At 38.8% G+C, this 19,276-nt stretch carries 17 protein-coding genes; 1 reads left to right on the forward strand and 16 read right to left on the reverse strand.

Annotated elements, in window-relative coordinates; all coding sequences use genetic code 11:
• Position 1: 1 nt before the first annotated feature.
• From HYU07_00215 to HYU07_00270, 12 genes are all read right to left on the reverse strand, one after another.
• Positions 2 to 5,251 carry a hypothetical protein gene (locus tag HYU07_00215; GenBank protein MBI2128638.1) on the reverse strand — a complete coding sequence of 1,750 codons (5,250 nt, stop codon included), beginning with the start codon at positions 5,249 to 5,251 and terminating at the stop codon, positions 2 to 4.
• Between the two features lie 2 nt (positions 5,252 to 5,253).
• Positions 5,254 to 6,477: a hypothetical protein gene (locus HYU07_00220; GenBank protein ID MBI2128639.1), complete on the reverse strand. Its 1,224-nt coding sequence runs from the start codon at positions 6,475 to 6,477 to the stop codon at positions 5,254 to 5,256.
• The gene (locus HYU07_00225) at positions 6,464 to 7,192 is read right to left on the reverse strand and encodes a hypothetical protein (protein ID MBI2128640.1); all 729 of its coding nucleotides are present in this window, start codon (positions 7,190 to 7,192) and stop codon (positions 6,464 to 6,466) included. The genes HYU07_00220 and HYU07_00225 overlap by 14 nt, the downstream gene beginning before the upstream one ends.
• A 48-nt stretch (positions 7,193 to 7,240) precedes the next feature.
• On the reverse strand, positions 7,241 to 7,819 hold the full coding sequence (locus tag HYU07_00230; protein MBI2128641.1) for a hypothetical protein: 579 nt from the start codon (positions 7,817 to 7,819) through the stop codon (positions 7,241 to 7,243).
• Between the two features lie 45 nt (positions 7,820 to 7,864).
• Positions 7,865 to 8,830, reverse strand: a complete 966-nt coding sequence (locus HYU07_00235) for a DUF1016 domain-containing protein (protein ID MBI2128642.1) — start codon at positions 8,828 to 8,830, stop codon at positions 7,865 to 7,867.
• 7 nt (positions 8,831 to 8,837) lie between these two features.
• Positions 8,838 to 9,104 (reverse strand): hypothetical protein, encoded by a 267-nt coding sequence (locus HYU07_00240; GenBank protein ID MBI2128643.1) that lies wholly within the window; start codon positions 9,102 to 9,104, stop codon positions 8,838 to 8,840.
• Positions 9,105 to 9,141: 37 nt separating this feature from the next.
• Positions 9,142 to 10,431 carry a PKD domain-containing protein gene (locus tag HYU07_00245; protein MBI2128644.1) on the reverse strand — a complete coding sequence of 430 codons (1,290 nt, stop codon included), beginning with the start codon at positions 10,429 to 10,431 and terminating at the stop codon, positions 9,142 to 9,144.
• Between the two features lies 1 nt (position 10,432).
• The gene (locus HYU07_00250) at positions 10,433 to 13,459 is read right to left on the reverse strand and encodes a hypothetical protein (protein MBI2128645.1); all 3,027 of its coding nucleotides are present in this window, start codon (positions 13,457 to 13,459) and stop codon (positions 10,433 to 10,435) included.
• A 12-nt stretch (positions 13,460 to 13,471) separates the two neighbouring features.
• Positions 13,472 to 14,134: a hypothetical protein gene (locus HYU07_00255; protein ID MBI2128646.1), complete on the reverse strand. Its 663-nt coding sequence runs from the start codon at positions 14,132 to 14,134 to the stop codon at positions 13,472 to 13,474.
• Between the two features lies 1 nt (position 14,135).
• The gene (locus HYU07_00260; GenBank protein MBI2128647.1) at positions 14,136 to 14,282 is read right to left on the reverse strand and encodes a hypothetical protein; all 147 of its coding nucleotides are present in this window, start codon (positions 14,280 to 14,282) and stop codon (positions 14,136 to 14,138) included.
• A gap of 96 nt (positions 14,283 to 14,378) precedes the next feature.
• Positions 14,379 to 14,939 carry a hypothetical protein gene (locus tag HYU07_00265; protein MBI2128648.1) on the reverse strand — a complete coding sequence of 187 codons (561 nt, stop codon included), beginning with the start codon at positions 14,937 to 14,939 and terminating at the stop codon, positions 14,379 to 14,381.
• 2 nt (positions 14,940 to 14,941) lie between these two features.
• Positions 14,942 to 15,805 carry a TIGR00269 family protein gene (locus HYU07_00270; protein MBI2128649.1) on the reverse strand — a complete coding sequence of 288 codons (864 nt, stop codon included), beginning with the start codon at positions 15,803 to 15,805 and terminating at the stop codon, positions 14,942 to 14,944.
• 278 nt (positions 15,806 to 16,083) lie between these two features.
• Here HYU07_00270 and HYU07_00275 point away from each other — a divergent pair, with 278 nt between their 5' ends.
• Positions 16,084 to 16,410, forward strand: coding sequence for a hypothetical protein (locus HYU07_00275; GenBank protein ID MBI2128650.1), 327 nt, complete (start codon positions 16,084 to 16,086; stop codon positions 16,408 to 16,410).
• Here the strand turns inward: HYU07_00275 and HYU07_00280 are convergent.
• The 4 genes from HYU07_00280 to HYU07_00295 all read right to left on the reverse strand — a co-directional run bounded on the left by HYU07_00280 (position 16,407) and on the right by HYU07_00295 (position 19,135).
• Complete coding sequence (locus HYU07_00280; GenBank protein MBI2128651.1) at positions 16,407 to 16,802, reverse strand: iron-sulfur cluster assembly scaffold protein; 396 nt, start codon at positions 16,800 to 16,802, stop codon at positions 16,407 to 16,409. The genes HYU07_00275 and HYU07_00280 overlap by 4 nt on opposite strands.
• Position 16,803: 1 nt before the next feature.
• Positions 16,804 to 17,964 (reverse strand): cysteine desulfurase NifS, encoded by a 1,161-nt coding sequence (nifS, locus tag HYU07_00285; GenBank protein ID MBI2128652.1) that lies wholly within the window; start codon positions 17,962 to 17,964, stop codon positions 16,804 to 16,806.
• A complete protein-coding gene (locus HYU07_00290; protein MBI2128653.1) occupies positions 17,961 to 18,263 on the reverse strand; it encodes a winged helix-turn-helix transcriptional regulator in 303 nt (100 codons plus the stop codon). Before HYU07_00290 ends, nifS begins: the two co-directional genes overlap by 4 nt.
• Positions 18,264 to 18,394: 131 nt before the next feature.
• A complete protein-coding gene (locus HYU07_00295; GenBank protein ID MBI2128654.1) occupies positions 18,395 to 19,135 on the reverse strand; it encodes a hypothetical protein in 741 nt (246 codons plus the stop codon).
• Positions 19,136 to 19,276 lie beyond the last annotated feature (141 nt).

A 19,276-nucleotide genomic window follows, 5' to 3' on the forward strand; every position in this document is an offset into this window, starting at 1 on the left:
TTTATTCCGCATCAAGATTTGACAGGATTTTCTTTGCTTGGGCTGCTGTTATTAATTTCTGGTCTGCAAGATTCAACAAAAGAGACCTTGCGTCTGATTTTGCGATTTTATCCAGCTTTATCAGCTGCGATAATATTTCTTCTGCAAGTCCTCTTGTGATTTTCTTGGTTTTAAGAAGATTGGAGAATGTTCTGCTGAGGTCTTGCTTGGCTATTTTCCTTGATTCTGCCAATGCAATCAATTTCTTTGCATAATCCCCTTTCAAATTATTCTTTATAACCCCTTTCAATCTTTTAAATGCCTCATCCTTATCTGTTTCTTTCTTTAATGCAGCTGGTTTTTCTTTTGTTTTAATCTCTTTTTTCGGTTTTTCAGCCAATATTCTTAATTTAGCAAAAATATCTCCCTTTACTTCAGGCTTTATTTTTGTTATTCCCGGATTTTCTTCTGCAACGTCTATTTGTTCAACCTGCTTTTCTTCAGTTTTTGCTTCGGTTGGCTTTTCAGCTATTTTTTCAGGAGTATTTTCTTCTTCAAAGGCATTGAAAACCTTTTCCCTTTCTTTTTTCTCTGCTGCCCGCTTTATTTCCATGGATCGATGCGCAGGCCTTTGCATAAATCCCGGTTTTGCTTCCGGTCTTGACAGTGTTATTGGCTGCTGCATTCTTGGCGAATAGTGGGGCTTTTTCTTCTGCAGATAAGGCTTGTAGTAATATTCATAGAATGCATAGCCTCCTCCGCCGAGTGCTGCAATTATCAGAACAGCCAATAATATCGGGAACCAATTGAAGCCCCCTGATTTTTCAGGATTTGGTTCAGTTGTTGAGCCGGTTGTTTTTTCAGTGCACTGGCTATTAAGGCAGTAGTTTGTTGCGCAATCTCTTGAAATTAAGCATGTTTTTCCAACATGGCATTTGGGGCAGTTTGATCCGCCGCAGTCCTTGTCAGTTTCATCATTGTTTTTTACATTGTCGCTGCATGTCTGGTTTATGCATTTTTTATTCGGGCTGCAATAATTTGTTTTGCAGTCACTGTTGGACAGGCAATTTTTATCCGGGCTGCATGGGTCGCACCCTCCGCCGCAGTCTATGTCTGTTTCATCTCCGCTTAATTTAGCATCCTTACAGCTGTCGATGTTTTTTTTGCATATTCCTGACTTGCACTTTAAATTAGTTGCGCAATCGTTGTCTTGTATGCATTTCTTGCCTTCTGGGCAGTCTGAGCAGCTTCCGCCGCAGTCTATGTCTGTTTCATCTCCATTCCTGATATCATCGTTGCATGAAGGATTGGCGCATTTCTTAGTTGAATTTGGGCAATAGCCGCTCAGGCAGTCTGAATTTATCAGGCAATTCTTGCCGCTAATGCAACCCGCGCATTGTTTGCCGCAGTCCACATCTGTTTCTGTGTCGCTTTCAAATAAAAGATCTATGCAATGGCCTGGTAGCTTTGATATATCGACTGTCACGCCATCGCTGGACATAACGTCGCTTGTCCAGTTCGCATAATCAACTGCCTTTACTTTAAATTTGTATGTTCTTAGGTTTGTTAAGTTCAGCTTTGTTCCATTGCTCTGCATCCAGTTTGGCTCATTGTCTTTCGTTAACCAATACCATTGGTCATCTATTGAGCTTGTTGTCCAATTCACAACCACATTCAAATAGCTGTCTTCCAGTAAATATTGATAGTACCATATCCCCGATCCTGCATCAGTGCCGTGCCATTTTGCCTGCAGTCTGTCAGAGAAATATGAGTATTGCGTATTATTAGCTAAATTGCTGGAATCATCAACATAGCTCATATTCGGCTTCTTTGTGTCAACTAAGAAAGTGATTGTTACTGGATCAGACCATAATCCTGCAGCGATGCACTTCGCATAATATGTGTTTGAGCCTTCCTGCTGACCGGGGGTGTGCTTGTGGCGGTAGCCTGTTGTTTCTGAGAATAAATAGATCATTGAAGAGCTGCTAATTCCCCAAAAACATTCTGCATTTTTATTAGTGCCTATATCTATCTTTGTTTGGTTCATATTGCTGTATGCAAGTGTATAAACTGCTATTGTGATTGGAGCGCTAAGGTTGACTGCAAAGTTTATGGCGGATGTTGCTGATGCCCAACCGGCGAGATTCTCGCATGCAACGTAATATGTATAGCTTCTCTCTTCCAGCGGAAGGTAAAATATCTGGCGGTGTATTGTATTGAATTGCTTTTGTGCATAGCTTGAGAAGTTCCCTTCCATCAGGGCATAGTTCTGTGTTGTATTGCTGTATTTGCAGAGTGTTGCCTCGTTTGTCTGAACATTCAATGTGACATTTGGAGGGAATTCCACCACGGGCGATGGGTTTGCATATGCTGTTATTATTTGCGGAGGCGATGAATCAACTCTTATGATGAAGGTCACATTCACCAGGCCTCTGATGGTATCATTGCATCTTACGTAAAAGTTATGGTTGTTTTCGTCTGCTAAGTAGATGTTGTATAATTGATGCGCTGTTGAATTTGAACTATCAAAGCCGGCCATGTTGCTGAATGACTGAACCGATATATCAAGGGTTTGCCTGCATTGCACAGCCTTGTCTGTTAGCAGCGTTATATTGAACCTTTGTGTCGATGAAACATTGTAAGGTGGCTGTATCATTGTTATCACTAATGGAATTGCATCGATTTCGAACAAGGTGCGCGAGGATACTGTGTTGCCAGCATAATCGTGTGCTGTTATTACCAGCGTTTTACTGCCATCTAAAAATTGCTGAGACTTTGTAAAAAGCTTGTTAGATGATGATGAAAATGTTGAAATGTTTAATGACGCCCCATTGACAGTTACGTCATCCAAGAAAACTTTTTCACTGAAGTTGAATATTATTGCCATTGTTGCTTCTAAAGAATAATTGCCATCTTTCGGGCTCTGCAAAGTCACTGTTGGCGGAGTTGTATCAACAACAAATGCTTTTGCAAATACTGTTGGCATTAAAGTTTCAAGATCATCTTTTGCCCTCACTGAAAAAGTATAGCTGCCCTGGCCTAATGCTGCCGTTGGAATAAATGTATATGTTTTACGATCGCCTGATGAATTGGTGCTGAATGTTATGTCTGCTGTTGAGCTGTTTATCTTCGATAATATTATCGTTGCAGGCTCATCAAATATCACAGTTATTGTTGGCAAGGCATTTTTTGTGTAAATAACATCATTTACTTCGGTGCCTTCTGTTATGATTATGTTAAGTATGTGTGGCGGAGTTGGAACTGGTGTAATAAGTACGCTTTGCACGATTCCAAGATTATGGCTAGGATCTTCTGTGTAATATTTTATTATATTGTTGTCTGACGTTGCCGGGTCATTGTCGCTTGTAAGATTGAATAAAAATGTCTGGATTGCGCCATCATAGATAGAAACAGTATAATCATTTACATAAAGCTTTAATTGTGTTGTTGAATTGCTGTAAGGATGGCCTGCCGCGCCGCATTCCGCCTCTCCAGGGCCATAATGGCAAAGATATGTTCTGTAGCTGCCTGGCGCCAAAACACTCCTGCCATAGTCTGATTTGGATGTTTTATCGTAAATCTGAATGTCCAGATATTCGTATGAGTTGTCTGTTGCCTTTACCGGCACAATTGTTGTTGTTGGATTGAAGTAGTCTGCTTCACAGCTGTTGTTGCCATCTGCGCAGTCCTGCGCATTATTGTTGTCTGTGTTTTTATGGCACTTGCCATTTATATATTCGCATACCCCTATCTTGCACGAATCTGCGCCTGATGTTGTAATTCTATTATTTGAATCCAGGGTTATGTGTTGGGTTCCGCATTCTGTTTGCGTATAATTCACGCAGGTCATTGCATTGCAGCTAATAGCTGCTGTGCCATTGACATAACAGGGATAATTTGCTGTTGATAGTGCTGTAGCTTTTCCCAAAGTGCATATGTCAAATATCTCATTGTATGACTGAAGATTTGAGGCTGAGCTTGTTCCCTTAAGATTGCATAACTCGCAATTGCTTCTGTCAAGATCAGCGCATACTCCTATTCCGAGTTCTGCAATTGTCGGTATCCATTTGCAGTTTCCAACGTTGCAGTTGTTGCTGCTGCATGCTGATTCTGACCTGTAATCATAGCAGAGCATGCTTGGGCTGCACTCATAGCAATAGTTTGTAATTGAAGGCGACCTGTCATAGAAGCAGTATTTTGGAGAAACTGCCCCTTCACAAAGGCTTTTACTAAAGAAAATCCCATATGGATTTGCGCTTGCATTTGAGCATGCCCCTGCTTTAAGGCATTGCGCTGTTGCTCCTTCTGCCGCGCATATATCTGCATAAGTTGATGAACAGGATGGATCCGGGCCGACTAGCTTGTTGTTATCATTGCAAGTATATGCTTTGTTGAAGCGGCTGCCATAACTTGTTTTTGCATTTAATAAAAAGGCATTTTCATCTGCGCTGAATCCTTTTTTATCAGTCAAATAAGTTTTAAATTCCAGATAGCTTGAATTATGAAGGCAGAATTTGTCGCTGCTAAGCTTATTCCAGCATTCTACATTGCCTGTTGTAGTGTTTAAGTAGCGCGGATCTGAAGCTCCAGATAAGGAATATTCTGCAACTATCTTGTAAGTGTAGTTTGTGTCCCATAGCACATCGCCGTCAATGTAGAAATTGTTTAGCGTTGTTGCAATCTGCGTGTATGAAGCGCAGTTGCCCGTAATGCATTTTGAAATGATGTATTGGCTGACAGTGCATGATGCGTAAAAGTTCAGCTGCACTCCAAGTTCGCCTTTGGGATATGTTGTTGTTGCATTAGGCGGCTGCTTATATGTTACATCATTGCATGCTCCTGTTGGCGGAGGCGGTGGCGGAGTAGTGGCGCATACATCTGTGCACGTTCTTCCGTTATAGGCTGTGAATGTTGAGGTTGATGTTGTTGGGCATTCTGATTCTATCACATAGCTTGTTCCGCCAGGGCAGCAACATCCCACGTTTGTGCATTTTGATATCGCAGAACAACCTTGTGTGCCGCTGTAATAATTGGCATTGCAGTTTGCATAATCTTGCGGGCCATAGCCAGTTGCAGCAGAATAATAATCAGAGTATGATGCTTCCGGTGTCGGGCAGCAGTTTGCTAATGCTGAGTCTGTGCAGATCCTTGACCCCGCATTTGGATTGTAGCAGCATTGCTGCGCCTGTGGAAATGTGAATGTAGCCAGTAATGTGATGAATGCTGCTGCGAAAATTACGAACACCGCTAGTTTTATTTTTTTATTTTTCATTTTTATGATATCGGGGTCTTTACTTCTTGATAATCTGACAGTTCGCCATCTGTTGCATTAACAATTATTTTTAGGCCATTTATTTTGTCATCATTGGTTATATTGTAAGGGAACGTCAAGGTTGCGTGTAAATTATTTTTATTATAAACAAAATCAACTGCATCTTCATCCGGGTCATCTGCAACGGGCTTAAATAACAACACATCATTTATTTTGATTTCATTGCTTGTATTTGTGATTAAATCGCCCGCATTAAATGATCCCGCAGGATTGCTAATTTTTTGCAATGCAGGCATTCTGTTTTTCCTTGCAAACCTCATAATATAAGGCTCATTCCATATTTTTGACTGTGTATCCATGATATTTATCAGGTCATCTTTGTTGTAATACTCTGCTGTGACAATAACCTGCATTTCGCTGCTGCTCAATGTTCTTGGGTCAAAGCCAATATCTGTCACATCCTTGTTTATTATGTTTTTAACAAAGTCATATATTGTTTTAAGCCTTACTTTCTGATTTGAATTGAATTTGCTGATCTTTACTTTCTGGCCCGCTGCTGTTTTTGTTATTTCTAATGGAAATACAAGATTAACTGAAACATCTTTTTTTCCGATAATAGTTGATGTATTCGGCGCTTCTGCAATAACGCTGAATCCCTGCGGCTGAAAAACGCTGAAATCTGTGCAGTTTCGGATATGGTCATTCACATATGACTCAAGCTGCCTTTGCAATGAATGAGAGCCTTGGCTCTTATACAGTGGCGGGAATCTGTCTTCCCCATAAACTCTGAATAATGGCGGGTTGTTCGGGTAATCCTGCCATGGATAAGCTGGCAGCTCAGCTGATAAAGAAAGTATTGAGATGCTTAACGGCATTATTGCATAAGGCACAATATAACTGCCGTCTTTCAAATAAAATTTGCCTAATTCCGAAGCATCATATTCTTTTATTGTTCCTCCCTGTGATTTGAAAATCACGCCTCCCTGCTTTCCCAATAATTGCAAAGCATCTGCTGAGACTTTATCAAGGCAGAATGTTACATAATTCTGTATCGGCTTTATTTCCTGCAGCTGCTCTTCTGTCAATTCTGTTTCCCCTCCGGATTCTTTTTTTGCAGCATAGCTTATAACATAAAAAACCAACCCGAAGATGATTAAGATGACTATTCCGATTATCATGAAAACCGTTATCTGCGATTTTTTGCTTTTAATGTTATTTAGTCTCATTTTTATTTTTTATATTTTCAATGATTTCATCAACCAAATGCTCTGGCCAGCCTAGTTTTATAAGGCCTTTTTCAATGTGCTCTGCAGTATAGCCTTTTCTGATTGCATCTTCTATGTAATTTTTCAGCTCTTCGTTTTTACCGAGCTGCTTTTTCTCTTCCAGCTTTTTGAAAAACTTGTTTCTCATTCTTTCAATGAAAAATATGATCAATGCTATCGCCATTATTACAGCGGCTATTATGATCGAATAAAGGCCTATTCCTGCAAATTGCTTTTCTTTTGAAGGGCAGTCTTGAGGGCATGATAATGGACTTTCATCCTGTCCGCATATGTTGTTGCCGCACTTCTTTGCATACCTGCCAACATCAATATCAAGCGCCCTTATGCCGGTTTGATCAAATATTTCAATTCTCTTTCCATTCTCAAAGTATGGTGTTCTAACAGTTGTTTTATTGCCGAACATTGAAAACTTGAATGAATCCAGTATTTGGTTGTCAAAAGATGTTATTTCCAGCCTATAGCCATTTTCAGGCTCTACCCTTGCAGGAGCCTTGCCGCCTATTACATAGACGTGATCCAGAACAAGCGCATTGCCTTTCAGCTCAAGCGATATTTCATAATGCTTGACTTGGCTCTGAGGCATTGCAGCTTGGACTAGGAATGTGTTTAATAGAAAAAATACAAAAACCGAGTAAAGTGTTTTATTTCTGGTCATTTTTTTATTTCATGGTTTGTTTTGCAAATATTATTAATGCATGAGCAATTATTTACAATAAACAATTGCTCTTCTTTCAAAGGTCCAGCCATTAATGTCAGGACAACACCCGCAATTTCCACTATAGCGCCAAACAGTGTATAGATTAGCAGGGTCATCCTTGGCTAGCCCATCTGGGCTAGGAGAACCATAATACCACGTGTCATCATCACAAAACCTAGGTCCTACGTAATACCAGTCCTTATAAAAATACCCGCCACGGCCTCCACCTAAGTGCGTATAATGGGCTACTGCATCTACTGCGCCATCATAAGTTCTTCCAACCACGTCACATAATCTTGCATAATTGCCATTAATTATCACATCCGCCTCCCATTCAACTGATGTTGGTAGAGTGCCTGAGAAAAAAAGCGGTATTCGGCCGCCTCCCAGCTCTTTAGCATCTATCGCCTTTTGTAATGTTTTCTGCATGCCGCTGATATTAACCATCACTTCCCCTGAGCTGTGTCCGAATGTTTCCGGTGATTCTGTATTAAACGCTATGACTAGCCCAAGGCCAACTACAGCCAAAACAAAAGCCATTAAAATATACAAATGTTTCTTTGCTATGTTCAGTTTTATTTCCATTTTAGCTCACCCTTTTTAGTTTTTAGTTTATCTTATGTTTATTCATTATTTTAATTTTGATTTAATTTCTTGCTCACTTGGAAGCTTGATTTTATATTCGGCAACAAAAATTTCCTTTTTTAAACCACCCAATGCATAATGCACTGTTTCATCATCTTTAGTTTTGCAGATTATTAAGCCAATCGGCAAACGCTGGCCATTCTTCAATTTATTCTCCTTATACCAGTTAAGATAAGAGTACATCTGGCTCACATGAGAATGCTTAAACTCCTCAGTTTTTATTTCTACCAAAATATAGCACAATAATCCGGCATGGAACAACTCTAAATCAATTTTATCATAATTGCCTGCGATCAGTATTGGAACCTCTCTTCTGCCAATAAAGAAATCTGAGCCTAGTTCTTGGAGTAATTTTTCAAATTTATTCAATAGGGCATCTTTAAACTCCGTTTCTTTAGAATTTTCATCTAAGCTTAAAAAATTAAAATGATAGACCTCTTTGAAAATTTGTTCGGGTTCAATGGTTTTTAGAGGAAGCCTCTTTTTAATGGCTAATGTGCCTTTTTGGGAGGCCTTTTGGTATAGCTTCTTTTTGATTTCCTGATGAACAATTCTGACACTCCAGCCATTTTGAATTATTTGTTGCCCATAAAAATCTCTTTCCTCTTTTTTTGCAAGCTTAATTAATTCAACAATGTGGGACCAGCTTAATTGTGCAGACACTGTCTGCACAATTGGATATGTTCTGTAGAATTGGACTATCTCAAACATTAATCTCCTAGAAAAGCCTAAATCGTGCGCTAAGTTATCTAAGAGGTATTGCCCATAATCTGCCCTTTCTTTATGCTGCAATTCTTCCCTTACTATTCTCTCTCCTATCTGCCAGTATGTTTGCACCCTTACATTATCTACTGCCTTATAGGCCTGTGCTTTGGCCTTGTCAAGCAAAAATCGTATATCTTTAAGTACCTGATCATATTCTTCAATTTTTGATAAATCGGTTTTTTTCATGTTTTATTTATTGCTTGGTTTCGCTTAATTGCTCATTTGTCCTTAAACAAGCTACATCTATGAAATTAAATGTCTGGTTTCCAGCAAACAAGCTTACGGGCTGGCAGTTTCTGGATTGCTGAATTATTGAAATAATGCTGTTCTGCAACCCTATATTATAGCCGCTTTGCTGTGCAGCAAAAATCTGTCTGTTATACCACGAATTCCATAACAATCCTGCAATTATAACTATTAAGATTGCTATAATGATGTAAAGGATTTTTGTTTTTTCCATCTTTTTCGCCCCTTTGGTTTCAATTTTGTTTTTCATTTTATTTGCAGCATATCTTCAGGCTGTAATAATCGCATTTTGCAACATGAGTGTTGTAAACAGGCGATGCTGTTGCCTGCGCTAAGGAGGCGATGCATGTCTCGTCAGCGTTGCATGCGCCGTCCCTATTCGCGCATTGTGTTGTGCTTGGCGAAACGCAGATATTTGTTGAATATCCTGCTATTGTTGTTGAAGGCTCTGCTGCATGCGCATTTGAAGCTGCATTAAGCTTCAATATGGTTGTTCCGCAGCTGTTGCTTGTGAACTTGCTGCTTGGGCAGCAGACTTTGTATGCTGCATCGCATGACTGCGATGCATGTGAATTAGTTTCTGCATTCATTGAAAATATGCAAGTCTGCTCTGCTGTGCATGATGCTGAAACTGCGCATTCTGCTGCACCTTCTTCTATTGAAAAGGGAGTAGATGCTGTATCTGTCAAAACAGGCGTGTTTGAAGTTGCTGTTATTTCTGCTGTATGATCGCCTGAAGGTGCATTTGCCGAATCCCACTCCGTCATATATTCGTTTCTGCCTTGGCTTGTAAGCACAAGGTCATCTGCCAATCCTGGGCTGTGTATGTCTGCAGCCACGTTCACGCCGGATTGTGTATTATCAACAACTGTTGCTGTAATTTCGAACATTGTTCCTGATGATGATGTGATTGGAGTAATGCTGATATCTGAAATTTCAAGCTGGTTATTTGAAGGAGTTATTGTGATTATAACTTTATCTGGCTGGCTGTGAAGCTCGCCATCATAGACTGTTAATTGAAACTCATAAGTTCCTTGTTGCGTTGCTGTGAATGATGGCTTTTGAGCAGTTGTTGATGATAAGGTTACAGATGTGCCTGAGATTTGCGCCCAACCATAAGTTAGTTGAGCTCCTTCTGGATCAGAACTGCCAGAGCCATCTAATTGTGTTATTGTGCTAACAGCAGATGTTCTATCTAGCCCGGCATTTGCTATTGGAGGGGCATTTGCTGTAGAAACTACTACTGTAACAACATCTATCGCGGTTTTTCCACTACTATCAGTTATAGTCAAAACTGAGTTGTAAGTTCCTGCTGAAGCATATATGTGAGTTGGATTTTGCTCATTGCTCTTTGTTCCATCGCCAAAGTCCCAGGAATAAGAAGCCACTGGGTTCGCCGATATTGCAAATCCCTTGAAGTCAACTGTGAATGGCTCTTGTCCATTAACTGTTTTTGTCGGGATTGTTATTTTGATTAAAAGCAGCAGCATGATTACTGCAAAAACAATTTTCAGGCTGTTTATTATCTTTTTATTTTCCATTTCAACCAGTATCCGCTATTGCGTATAGCATGTCAATTGATCCGCCTGTTCCGGCAATCCTTAATTTTGAAGTGAAGTCCCGCCATAGGTTGAATACTGCATCAGTTACTTTGTCTGCAAATGGCTTTGCTGCAATGTAAAATTTGTTATTATCTTTATAGCATATGTACTTATTTGTTTTGTTAACATAATCATCGCATATATTTGTGCCAAATCCGGTGTAATTTATCACAAGGTATTTTGTTGAAACTCCGGTAGCATCGAGGATGTTTTCTTCTATTAATGCGAAAATTGACTTGTCAGTTGTTTTTAGCATATACAAATGGCTGAAATCTTTTGTTTGGTTGATAAATGAGTAGTCAAATGATACCAGATTGCCTCCAAAGTCAAATGACGGCAATATAATGCTATTAATGAGTTGATGCAGCGCCAGTATTGGGTTTCCTAATAAGATAAGCGATAATGTTTTAAGATATGCCTGAGTAAGTGTTGTCGGCATTGAAAACGCCGCATTGCTGTAAATTAATGTTTTTGATGCATTATTGTACCATATTTTATTGCTGGCGTCGCATGAATGGAATTGGCCGTCATTTGTGGCTGTACAGCCTGATAAACTCAGCACATCAAGGAATTTATAATTTGGAGCATTCAGTTCCTGATTCACTGTTAAGCCAAATAATATGTTATTGTTGTAATTCAAAATACAAACCTGATTTGCGCATGGCTGGTTTACCTGGCTGCCAAAAGTGCATTTATTTGAAATATAATCCTGCGCATTCTTTGTTCCAGATATTATGTAATTGTAATAATTCAGGACATTTGCGTAATTATCGCAGAATAAAGCATATTCGGAGCTTCCCGCTAAATTAATCATTGTTAATGCCAGCTGCTTTGTTCTTGTTGTCCAGTTTCCATTTTCGCAGTAATGATCCAAGACATATTGTGTATTGTTTATGCACTGCGGCTGTGTGGATGTGAAATAAGCGTCTGGGTTGTTGTTGCTTGCATAACTCCCAGATGGGTTTACAAGGCATTGCTGCTTCTCGGGGCAGTATCCTGCTTCATTGTTCCATGTCTTTTTCTGATAATCATCCTTCCATTCTCCGCTTAAGCATCGTTTGTTTTCATATGCCTGAGCAAGAGGATTTCCTGCTTGGTCATCAACACATGATGTTCCGTTCCAGCACTGTGAATCCTGGCAGCAACCTGCTGAACTGTATGATGTTGCAAGCGCGGATAGTCCTGAAGGCGATGCTGAAGTGTGATTTTTCATTTGGCCATTATTGTCCAGCCATTCGCTTGAGTAATCGCAGTAAAATCTTCCCCTGTTTGTGCAGTAACCGTCATTAATTATTAAGTTGCCGGTATGCTGCGTATCTTGCTTTGTTTGCAAACCAGCAGGAATATTGCAGCCATAGAACTGGCCGTTGAGTGTCATTATGTTCTCGCCGCCTTTTAGAGAGACATCATCAAAGTATGCTGTCTGGCCTGATGCTGCTGAAAGGAATAGCTTAATGTAATAGGTTTGTTGTGTCGGTGTATAGGTTGAATTGTACAACGCCCATCCTGTGGCTTGCGTGACAGAATTTTGCAGAGCATCGCTTACAAAATTTTTAGAGGCATCATATTGCTTTATTTTTGCGTTTATATTGCCGCTGTAGTAATATATCGATCTATATTCCACGTCTCCACTTACAGGTATGAAGTCGCTTTCTATTGATGCCCCGCTTATTAGTTTGGCTGCTGTTGAGCGAGTTGCGCCGCCATTGAAGGCTTCGATTTCTCCTGTTCTTAACCAATATTTCAGGTTATCAGCATCTACCCACTCTGTGAGGCCGCTGTTTTTAAACAACTCGTTTGAGGACAGAATCGTATTGTTTGTTATCTCTCTTTCATCCCAGCAATTTGTGTTCGGGTTAGGATTCATCACATCGTTATAATCTTCATGGGGATCTTCTCCGCAGCATAAGCTTCCCGTGTAGCTGAATCCTGCTGATTCGCAGCTTCCAGAAGAGTCATCAAGATTATTTGACCATATTTTTTTATCTCCTGTATCTATGCAATAATAAGTTGTTTGATCTATCCTTACAGAATCTCCTGTTTTGTTTCTTACTCCTTCAGAAGTGCCTCTGCAGATTGGTGCTCCGGTTCCATCAGAGTATGCTTGATCATTTCCTTTGCATTCATAAATGTTATAAGCGCCAGAAGCATTGTTAGAGCATATAAACCCATGCGACTGTGTGGTTGTAGATGGTGTTTTGGATACATCAATGTTAGTAAACCCAGGGCAAGCTGTCCAAACTCCATCTTTTGAAACATACATTGTATTTGAAACGTTAATAACATCGCCCCTGCAGTCATCTGCCTTGAGCCATTGCCATGTGCTGTTTGCGCATATTATGCTGTTGTCTGATGTTCTATAACCCATATCGCCAGAATCATCGCCGCAGCATGCTGATGCTGTGCTGGACCAAGCTCTGAGTGATGGGTTAGCAGCTTCTCCGCCAATTGGACAATTTAAACAAGAGCCTTCATTCAAATCGGGATTGTCTGTTGCATCATCGCCGCAGCATTGATTTTTTGTTGTGTCCCAATAAAAGCCCTGAGATGCGCAACTGGCTGAGCAATTACCCGCCTCTTGCGGGCATTCTGACCAATCACTCCATGTATAGTTTCCTAGGCAATTTCTAGTTTGATTCCCGCAGGAAGTTGATGGGCATGCTTTGGTATCTATTACATCTGGCGTGGTGCACCCTATATTAGCGCACGTTATTCTACATGCCTCTTCGCCATAATTTGCAGCTGGACCTTCAAAAGGATGACAACCATTGGGGTCTATTTCATCGCAGCCATGATTTGATCCAGAACCAATATCTTCACAGGATAACCTTGTATCGTCTGCATCATTGCAAAATACATCAGAGCCAGAATCTATCGTGTAAGTCACGTACTCCGCAGAAACAAACTTATTAATGATTAATAAAAACATTACGATTATCACCACCCTTATTATTGTTTTATTTTTCATTTCATTGGTCCACTAATAATTAAAATTTTTCAACAAACACGCGTCTCCTTTTTTAATCAAAAAAATATCAGCACGATCAATCAAGTTGTCTGGCTTTGCTTCTTTTCTGACTGCATTTTCATAATTCTTGCCTAATTTTGTAAAATCGACTGCCCCATTGCAATACATGTTGATTTTTGCATTAAATTCATCTTTGGCAATAACAGTTACATTGATTATTCTAAAACTTATGTTGCCTTCGCAAACCGTTCTTAAAATGCCGAATGCTAACTCTTTAAAATCTTTGATCTTATTAGAATCATCGGGGTTAAAATAGATCTCTCTGAAGCCATCATCGCTCCAAACATCGGCAATATTCTCCAATTTGTTTATGCAGTCTGAAAAATCCTTTTCATCAGCCATAATTGAGCTTTCGGGTTTTTTTTGTATGTTTTGGCTGCTGATTATTAAAATAATGGCAAGCAGGATTGTTGTCACAGCAATCGCGCCTACGAAAGGGATTTTTTTAATGTTTGAAGGTCTTCCTGCTATTTTACCAGATCCTGTTTTATTTAGTGCTTCTTTAACATCTTCCATCTTGTACCCTGTTTTCAATAAAGCAGTTTTAATTTGGTCCAAAGAGAATCCTCTGGTCAGCTGCTTTTTTATGTAATTCGCAAGTTTGTCATCAGCCATTTTATACTTTTTTGCCCTTTTCCTCTTTCTTCAGCTTTTCTTCTATTGCTTCATGGATGAATTGGATAAGCGTCTTGTTCTGTAGAACAGAGTTTAGCTTGGCCTTTTTGTGCAGCTCGCCATCAATCTCTATATTTATCCTTGTCATTTGAAATAACTTATTTAACTTAGTTTACTTATTTTAAATAATTAAGTTACTGATAAACGATAATCTGGAAGTTCTTGTATTTAAATATTGCGGAAATCAACTGAGAAGTTCAAAAAAAGACTTTAAATCGTGCCATCCCCTCATCTCGTAAGGAGATGCAGCAAAAGAAGCAATCATTGTGCTGACCTTGTACTTCCTGCACAGCTCAATGTTCTGCATCATCCTTCCAATAATCTGCGCCCTAAGCATTCCTTCTGACCTGAGGATTGAAGTAAATGAAAACCCTATTGTCTTGCCTTTTTCTTTCGCTATTGCGCACAATATGTGGTTTAAGCCTGAATCCCTGTGGTGAATGAAATCCCTTCTGCCAGTCTCTTCAAATGCGAACACAATGTCTGCTTTTGTTTTTTCAAGAACATATCTGTTGTCCTCTGCTGCCTTGACTAAGATCGTTGCGCCATCTTCTTTTTTTACTCTTTTGGAATGCTGTATCAGCGCAATATTCAGCTTTATTTTTGTATTTTTCTGTAATTCTTCTAAATTAGCAGCATCTTTTTGATTTTTATAAGTAAAATACAGCTCATCATAATCCAGCTTTTCAGCTATCTCGATAAATTCTTTTTCATTGTTTGATGGAAAAACAAAATCGATTTTCATTTTTATTCCTTGATTTTTGACAGCAAATTGCACGTCTGGCATATTGTTCCCTTAGCAGGTTCTCCGCAATTATTGCAGTAATTTATTGCTTTATTTATTTTATTGTTTTTTGTATTTTTAATGTCTCTTAAAAAATATAAAACAATGTTTTCCTTTATTTTCGGATTTTTTTCTTCAGATTCATTCAACAAGCCCCTTATAAAATTACGATAAGCATCATGGCAGCATGGGCATTTCCCGTAATCGACATCAAAGTCCAGTATTTTTGAATATTTAACTATATCTTTTTCTGCTGTTAAGTAGAGTGGTTTAATCCTGGGGATGAACTTTTTATCCTTAACAACGCCTGAAATCGGACCAAGCCTTGAATTTAGATCTAATCTATTCCTCAAAAAATTCATCAAGATCGCCTGGGCTTCATCATCCAGATTATGGCCTGTAACTATCTTGTCAGCTTTCAATTTTCTTGCATATTTATTGATCAGGTAGCGCCTTAGAACACCGCAGATTGTGCAAGATTTGAGATCAAGTCCTTTTGAATTTAAAACTGATCTTATGTAGCACAGAGAATAGCCGAATTTCTCCCTGAAGGATATGACATGCAGCTCGATATTTATCTTTTTGCAGAAGCCCCTTATTTTCTCCAGGTTCTGCTTCGTATATTTTCCGATCAATACATCTACGGTTATCGCTTCAACATTATAGCCCAGTTTTTTTAGCAAATAAAGGATGGCTGTTGAATCCTTGCCTCCGGATACTGCTACAAAGATCTCCTCTTTTTTATTCAGCAGATTGAATTTTTTTATTGTTTTTTTTATTTTATTCTCAAAATTTTTAATAAAGTTTTTTTCTTTATTGTTTTTCATATTGTGAGTTAAAAATGCATTTTTCTTTATAAAAGTATTTAAAAAATGAAATATGAACTGCAAAACAATAAAACTTAAATAATAGCTCAACTTTTATCTGCTTATGGGCCATATTTTGCATATTTCGATGAGATGGGTTCTTAATAGATGTGGCTCTTTTATGTATACAGCCACTACAACAGGTTGTTAAGAGCCCGATTAAATCCGGGTTCTTGCAGCTTTTTTTGGGCGTTAAAATTCCATTCTTTTTCTGCAAACCTGGAACAAGAGGTGAAAATGTGAAACCGCAAATAAGCGAAGGTTGTATTTTATGCAGTGAGCAGATAACCCAGCCAGTTTGCTTCAATTGCCTGGCCAAGGAGATGGCATGCTGGTTAGATGAAAGAAACAAGGCATTAGTGCCATTGCTGATCAGCAGATCCAATATATTTAAAGTTTACAATCACAAAGCAGCAAGATGCATTATTTGCGGCGGAAATATGAATGTATGCGCGCATTGCTTCAGCAGGGAGATTCATGAATGGCTGAGTGAAGGCTATCCGGATATTGCTGAAGAATTCAAAGAATATTTTAATTTTGATCTGAGAAATGAATGTTGCCGCTAGCTTTTTCTTTTCCTTTTCTCATAATCCTTTATTGCATTCAAAAGAGCTTCCTCGCCAAGAAGGCTGCAGTGATATTTTATCTTAGGAAGCCCTTTCAGCGCATCTGCGATTCTTTTATTGGTGATTTTTTTGGCTTCTTCTATTGTCTTGCCTTTTGCAAGATCGGCGAGCATATCAGAGACAGCTAGAGCTGCTGTGCAACCCAAAGTTTTGAACTTTATATCCTTAATTATTTCCTGGCCTTTTTTATTTTTTTCTACTTTGATGTAAAGCATTAGAATATCCCCGCAGGTGGGATTGCCTACTTTTCCGATTCCGTCTGCATTTTTAATTTCACCCACATTCTTCGGATGCAGGAAATGTTTCATGACTTCCTTCGAATATTCAAACATCTTATCCTCTCCAGAAAGGGCTTGCCTTTCTTAATTCTTCAACTGCTTTTGGCAAAACTTCCAAAACATGTTCAATCTCTTTTTCTGTGTTGTCTTTTCCCAAAGTCAATCTTAATGACCCGTGGGCATCCTCTTGCCTTAAGCCAAGAGCCAGCAAAACATGGCTTGGCTTCAGCGATTTCGAAGAGCATGCGCTTCCGGTGGATGCAGCAACTCCCTTATCATCCAGTTTCATGACAATGCCCTCCCCTTCAACATATTTGAAAATAAAGTTCGCATTGTTGCTCAGCCTTTTTGCAGGATGACCATTCAGGAATGTTTCGGGGATTTTTAAAACTCCTTTGATTAGCTCATCCCTCAGCGTCCTGATTTTTTTGTTATTTTTCTCAAAATCCTTCTGCGCAATCTCAACAGCCTTTGCGAATCCAACGATGCCTGCAATGTTTTCTGTGCCGGATCTTAATCCGAACTCGTGGCCTCCGCCGTGCAGGAAAGTCCCTATTTTTTTCTTATGGTCTTTTTTAACATACAATGCCCCCACGCCTTTAGGCCCGTATATCTTATGTGCGCTCAATGACATCATATCAATATTTTGCTTTTTTACATCAATTCTTTCCTTGCAATAGCTCTGGACAGCATCCGTATGAAACAACACATTTTTTTCTCTGCAGATTTTCCCTATTTTTCCGATGTCCTGCACTGTGCCGATTTCATTGTTCGCGTGCATTATCGTAACAAGCAAAGTTTTTTCATTTATTGAGTCTTTTAACTGGTCAAAATTTATAAGGCCGTATTTGTCAACATCGAGGTAAGTTACTTTCGCCCCAGTTTTTTCAAGAAATTTACATGTGTTTATAACAGCATCATGCTCTATTTTGCTCGTTATTATGTGGTTTTTCTCTCTGTTAGTAAAAAACAGCTCTTTGATTGCTATGTTGTCGCTTTCTGTTCCTCCTGATGTAAAAATAATTTCTTCAGGCAGCGCATTTATTGACTTTGCTATTGTTTCCCTGCTTTTCTCCAGAGCTTGTTTCGCTTCTCTCCCGAAAGAATGCAGTGAATTTGCATTTCCGTATTTCTCGCTAAAATACGGCAGCATGGCTGCTAAAACTTCCTTTGCTACAGGCGTTGTAGCTGCATGGTCTAAATATGTTCTTTTCATTTTTTCTTTATGCAAACCTTGCCGCAATATTCGCTTGCATGCTTTTCAACTAGCTCAAGCAGCGGAAGCATTGTTTTTTTATTTAGCGAGTATATCTTGTTTTTTCCCTTTCTTACTGATTCTACAAAATGGCACTCTATTAATTTTCTTAAGTTGTGGCTTACTTTGCTTTGCTCTTCTTTTATTGCGCCGCATATCTCATTAACGCTAAGGTCCTTGATCCTCAATGCTTCAAGTATTCTCCACCTTGTTTTATTTGAGAATGCATCAAAAAACAAAGCGTATGAACTGCATTTCATATGAAATGTACATCATATGTTATATATAAAGGTTGTGGATTTAAACAACCCAAGCAATAAAGAATCAGAATATTCCGGCATAGTGTGTCTTCCGCTTTTTGATTCCCTTATTTATGTAAACTAAACCTGCTTTATCGGATCATATCAATACTTCTAACAGCATCATCAAAAAGGATACTATCCGTCTTAACATATAACGTTACTGGTTTGTTGCCCCTCCCTTCTCTTTTGGCAGCTAAAAAACTGATAACATTGTTTTCAAGGCTTTTATCTCTATCACATATAGGTAAAAGAGTTAAATGTGTTAATCCGGTTTCTTTTGCAACCTGCGGTATTCTAATAAACAAATTCTGAAAAATGCTAGGTTCCTTCTCTTCCCCAGCATCATAGCTATACCCTTGGCTCATCATACAATCAATTGCAGCCTCAGAAGTAAAATTATATTTCTCTTGAAGATAGTTAAAAAGATCTTCAAATTTTTGTCTATCCTTTCCTACAGCTTCCGTTCTTTTTATAATATCCTCACTCATATCACGCAACTTTTGAGCTTCTCCGTTCCTTTCTAAAATAGCTTTTAATTCACCATTAAACCTAAGCCCGCTACCATGCAATATTCCAGCAGTTATCCCCTCTTTTGCCATTATGCTCGTTCTACTCTCTCCATAAACACTACCAGAACTATGGAAATTATCAAAAATGTTCACAATCTCGCCCTTCATCATCCTATTAGTATAATCACCTGTCTTTCTTATTATTTCAATTAATTGATTTTTATTGCTGAATTTATTGTCATAAAAACCGAATATTATTTGATAATCATCTTTAAGGTAAGTCTCTCCATAAATTATTCCTTTCGTTATCTCGGTTTTCATTTTTTAATCCCCCTTAAGTTCCAGACTGTCTGGAGTGGTTTATTCTAAACCAATTCCTTTTTTAAATATAATTACTCAATACTTTATAAACATTGTTGCCATATGATGTATCTATTACATCCTATGTTTTCCACCAGAAAC

The sequence above is a fragment of the Candidatus Woesearchaeota archaeon genome, from assembly GCA_016180285.1.
In the GTDB taxonomy this organism is placed as follows: Archaea; Nanobdellota; Nanobdellia; order Woesearchaeales; family JACPBO01; genus JACPBO01.

Bases quoted from the DNA above. Each gene is read 5' to 3' on its own strand.
- HYU07_00270 (MBI2128649.1), bottom strand. From the start codon at position 15,805: ATGAAAAACAATAAAGAAAAAAACTTTATTAAAAATTTTGAGAATAAA.
- HYU07_00280 (MBI2128651.1), bottom strand. From the start codon at position 16,802: ATGTTTGAATATTCGAAGGAAGTCATGAAACATTTCCTGCATCCGAAG.
- nifS (MBI2128652.1), bottom strand. From the start codon at position 17,964: ATGAAAAGAACATATTTAGACCATGCAGCTACAACGCCTGTAGCAAAG.
- HYU07_00225 (MBI2128640.1), bottom strand. From the start codon at position 7,192: ATGACCAGAAATAAAACACTTTACTCGGTTTTTGTATTTTTTCTATTA.
- HYU07_00265 (MBI2128648.1), bottom strand. From the start codon at position 14,939: ATGAAAATCGATTTTGTTTTTCCATCAAACAATGAAAAAGAATTTATC.
- HYU07_00230 (MBI2128641.1), bottom strand. From the start codon at position 7,819: ATGGAAATAAAACTGAACATAGCAAAGAAACATTTGTATATTTTAATG.
- HYU07_00250 (MBI2128645.1), bottom strand. From the start codon at position 13,459: ATGAAAAATAAAACAATAATAAGGGTGGTGATAATCGTAATGTTTTTA.
- HYU07_00240 (MBI2128643.1), bottom strand. From the start codon at position 9,104: ATGGAAAAAACAAAAATCCTTTACATCATTATAGCAATCTTAATAGTT.
- HYU07_00235 (MBI2128642.1), bottom strand. From the start codon at position 8,830: ATGAAAAAAACCGATTTATCAAAAATTGAAGAATATGATCAGGTACTT.
- HYU07_00260 (MBI2128647.1), bottom strand. From the start codon at position 14,282: ATGACAAGGATAAATATAGAGATTGATGGCGAGCTGCACAAAAAGGCC.
- HYU07_00245 (MBI2128644.1), bottom strand. From the start codon at position 10,431: ATGGAAAATAAAAAGATAATAAACAGCCTGAAAATTGTTTTTGCAGTA.
- HYU07_00295 (MBI2128654.1), bottom strand. From the start codon at position 19,135: ATGAAAACCGAGATAACGAAAGGAATAATTTATGGAGAGACTTACCTT.
- HYU07_00220 (MBI2128639.1), bottom strand. From the start codon at position 6,477: ATGAGACTAAATAACATTAAAAGCAAAAAATCGCAGATAACGGTTTTC.
- HYU07_00215 (MBI2128638.1), bottom strand. From the start codon at position 5,251: ATGAAAAATAAAAAAATAAAACTAGCGGTGTTCGTAATTTTCGCAGCA.
- HYU07_00290 (MBI2128653.1), bottom strand. From the start codon at position 18,263: ATGAAATGCAGTTCATACGCTTTGTTTTTTGATGCATTCTCAAATAAA.
- HYU07_00255 (MBI2128646.1), bottom strand. From the start codon at position 14,134: ATGGCTGATGACAAACTTGCGAATTACATAAAAAAGCAGCTGACCAGA.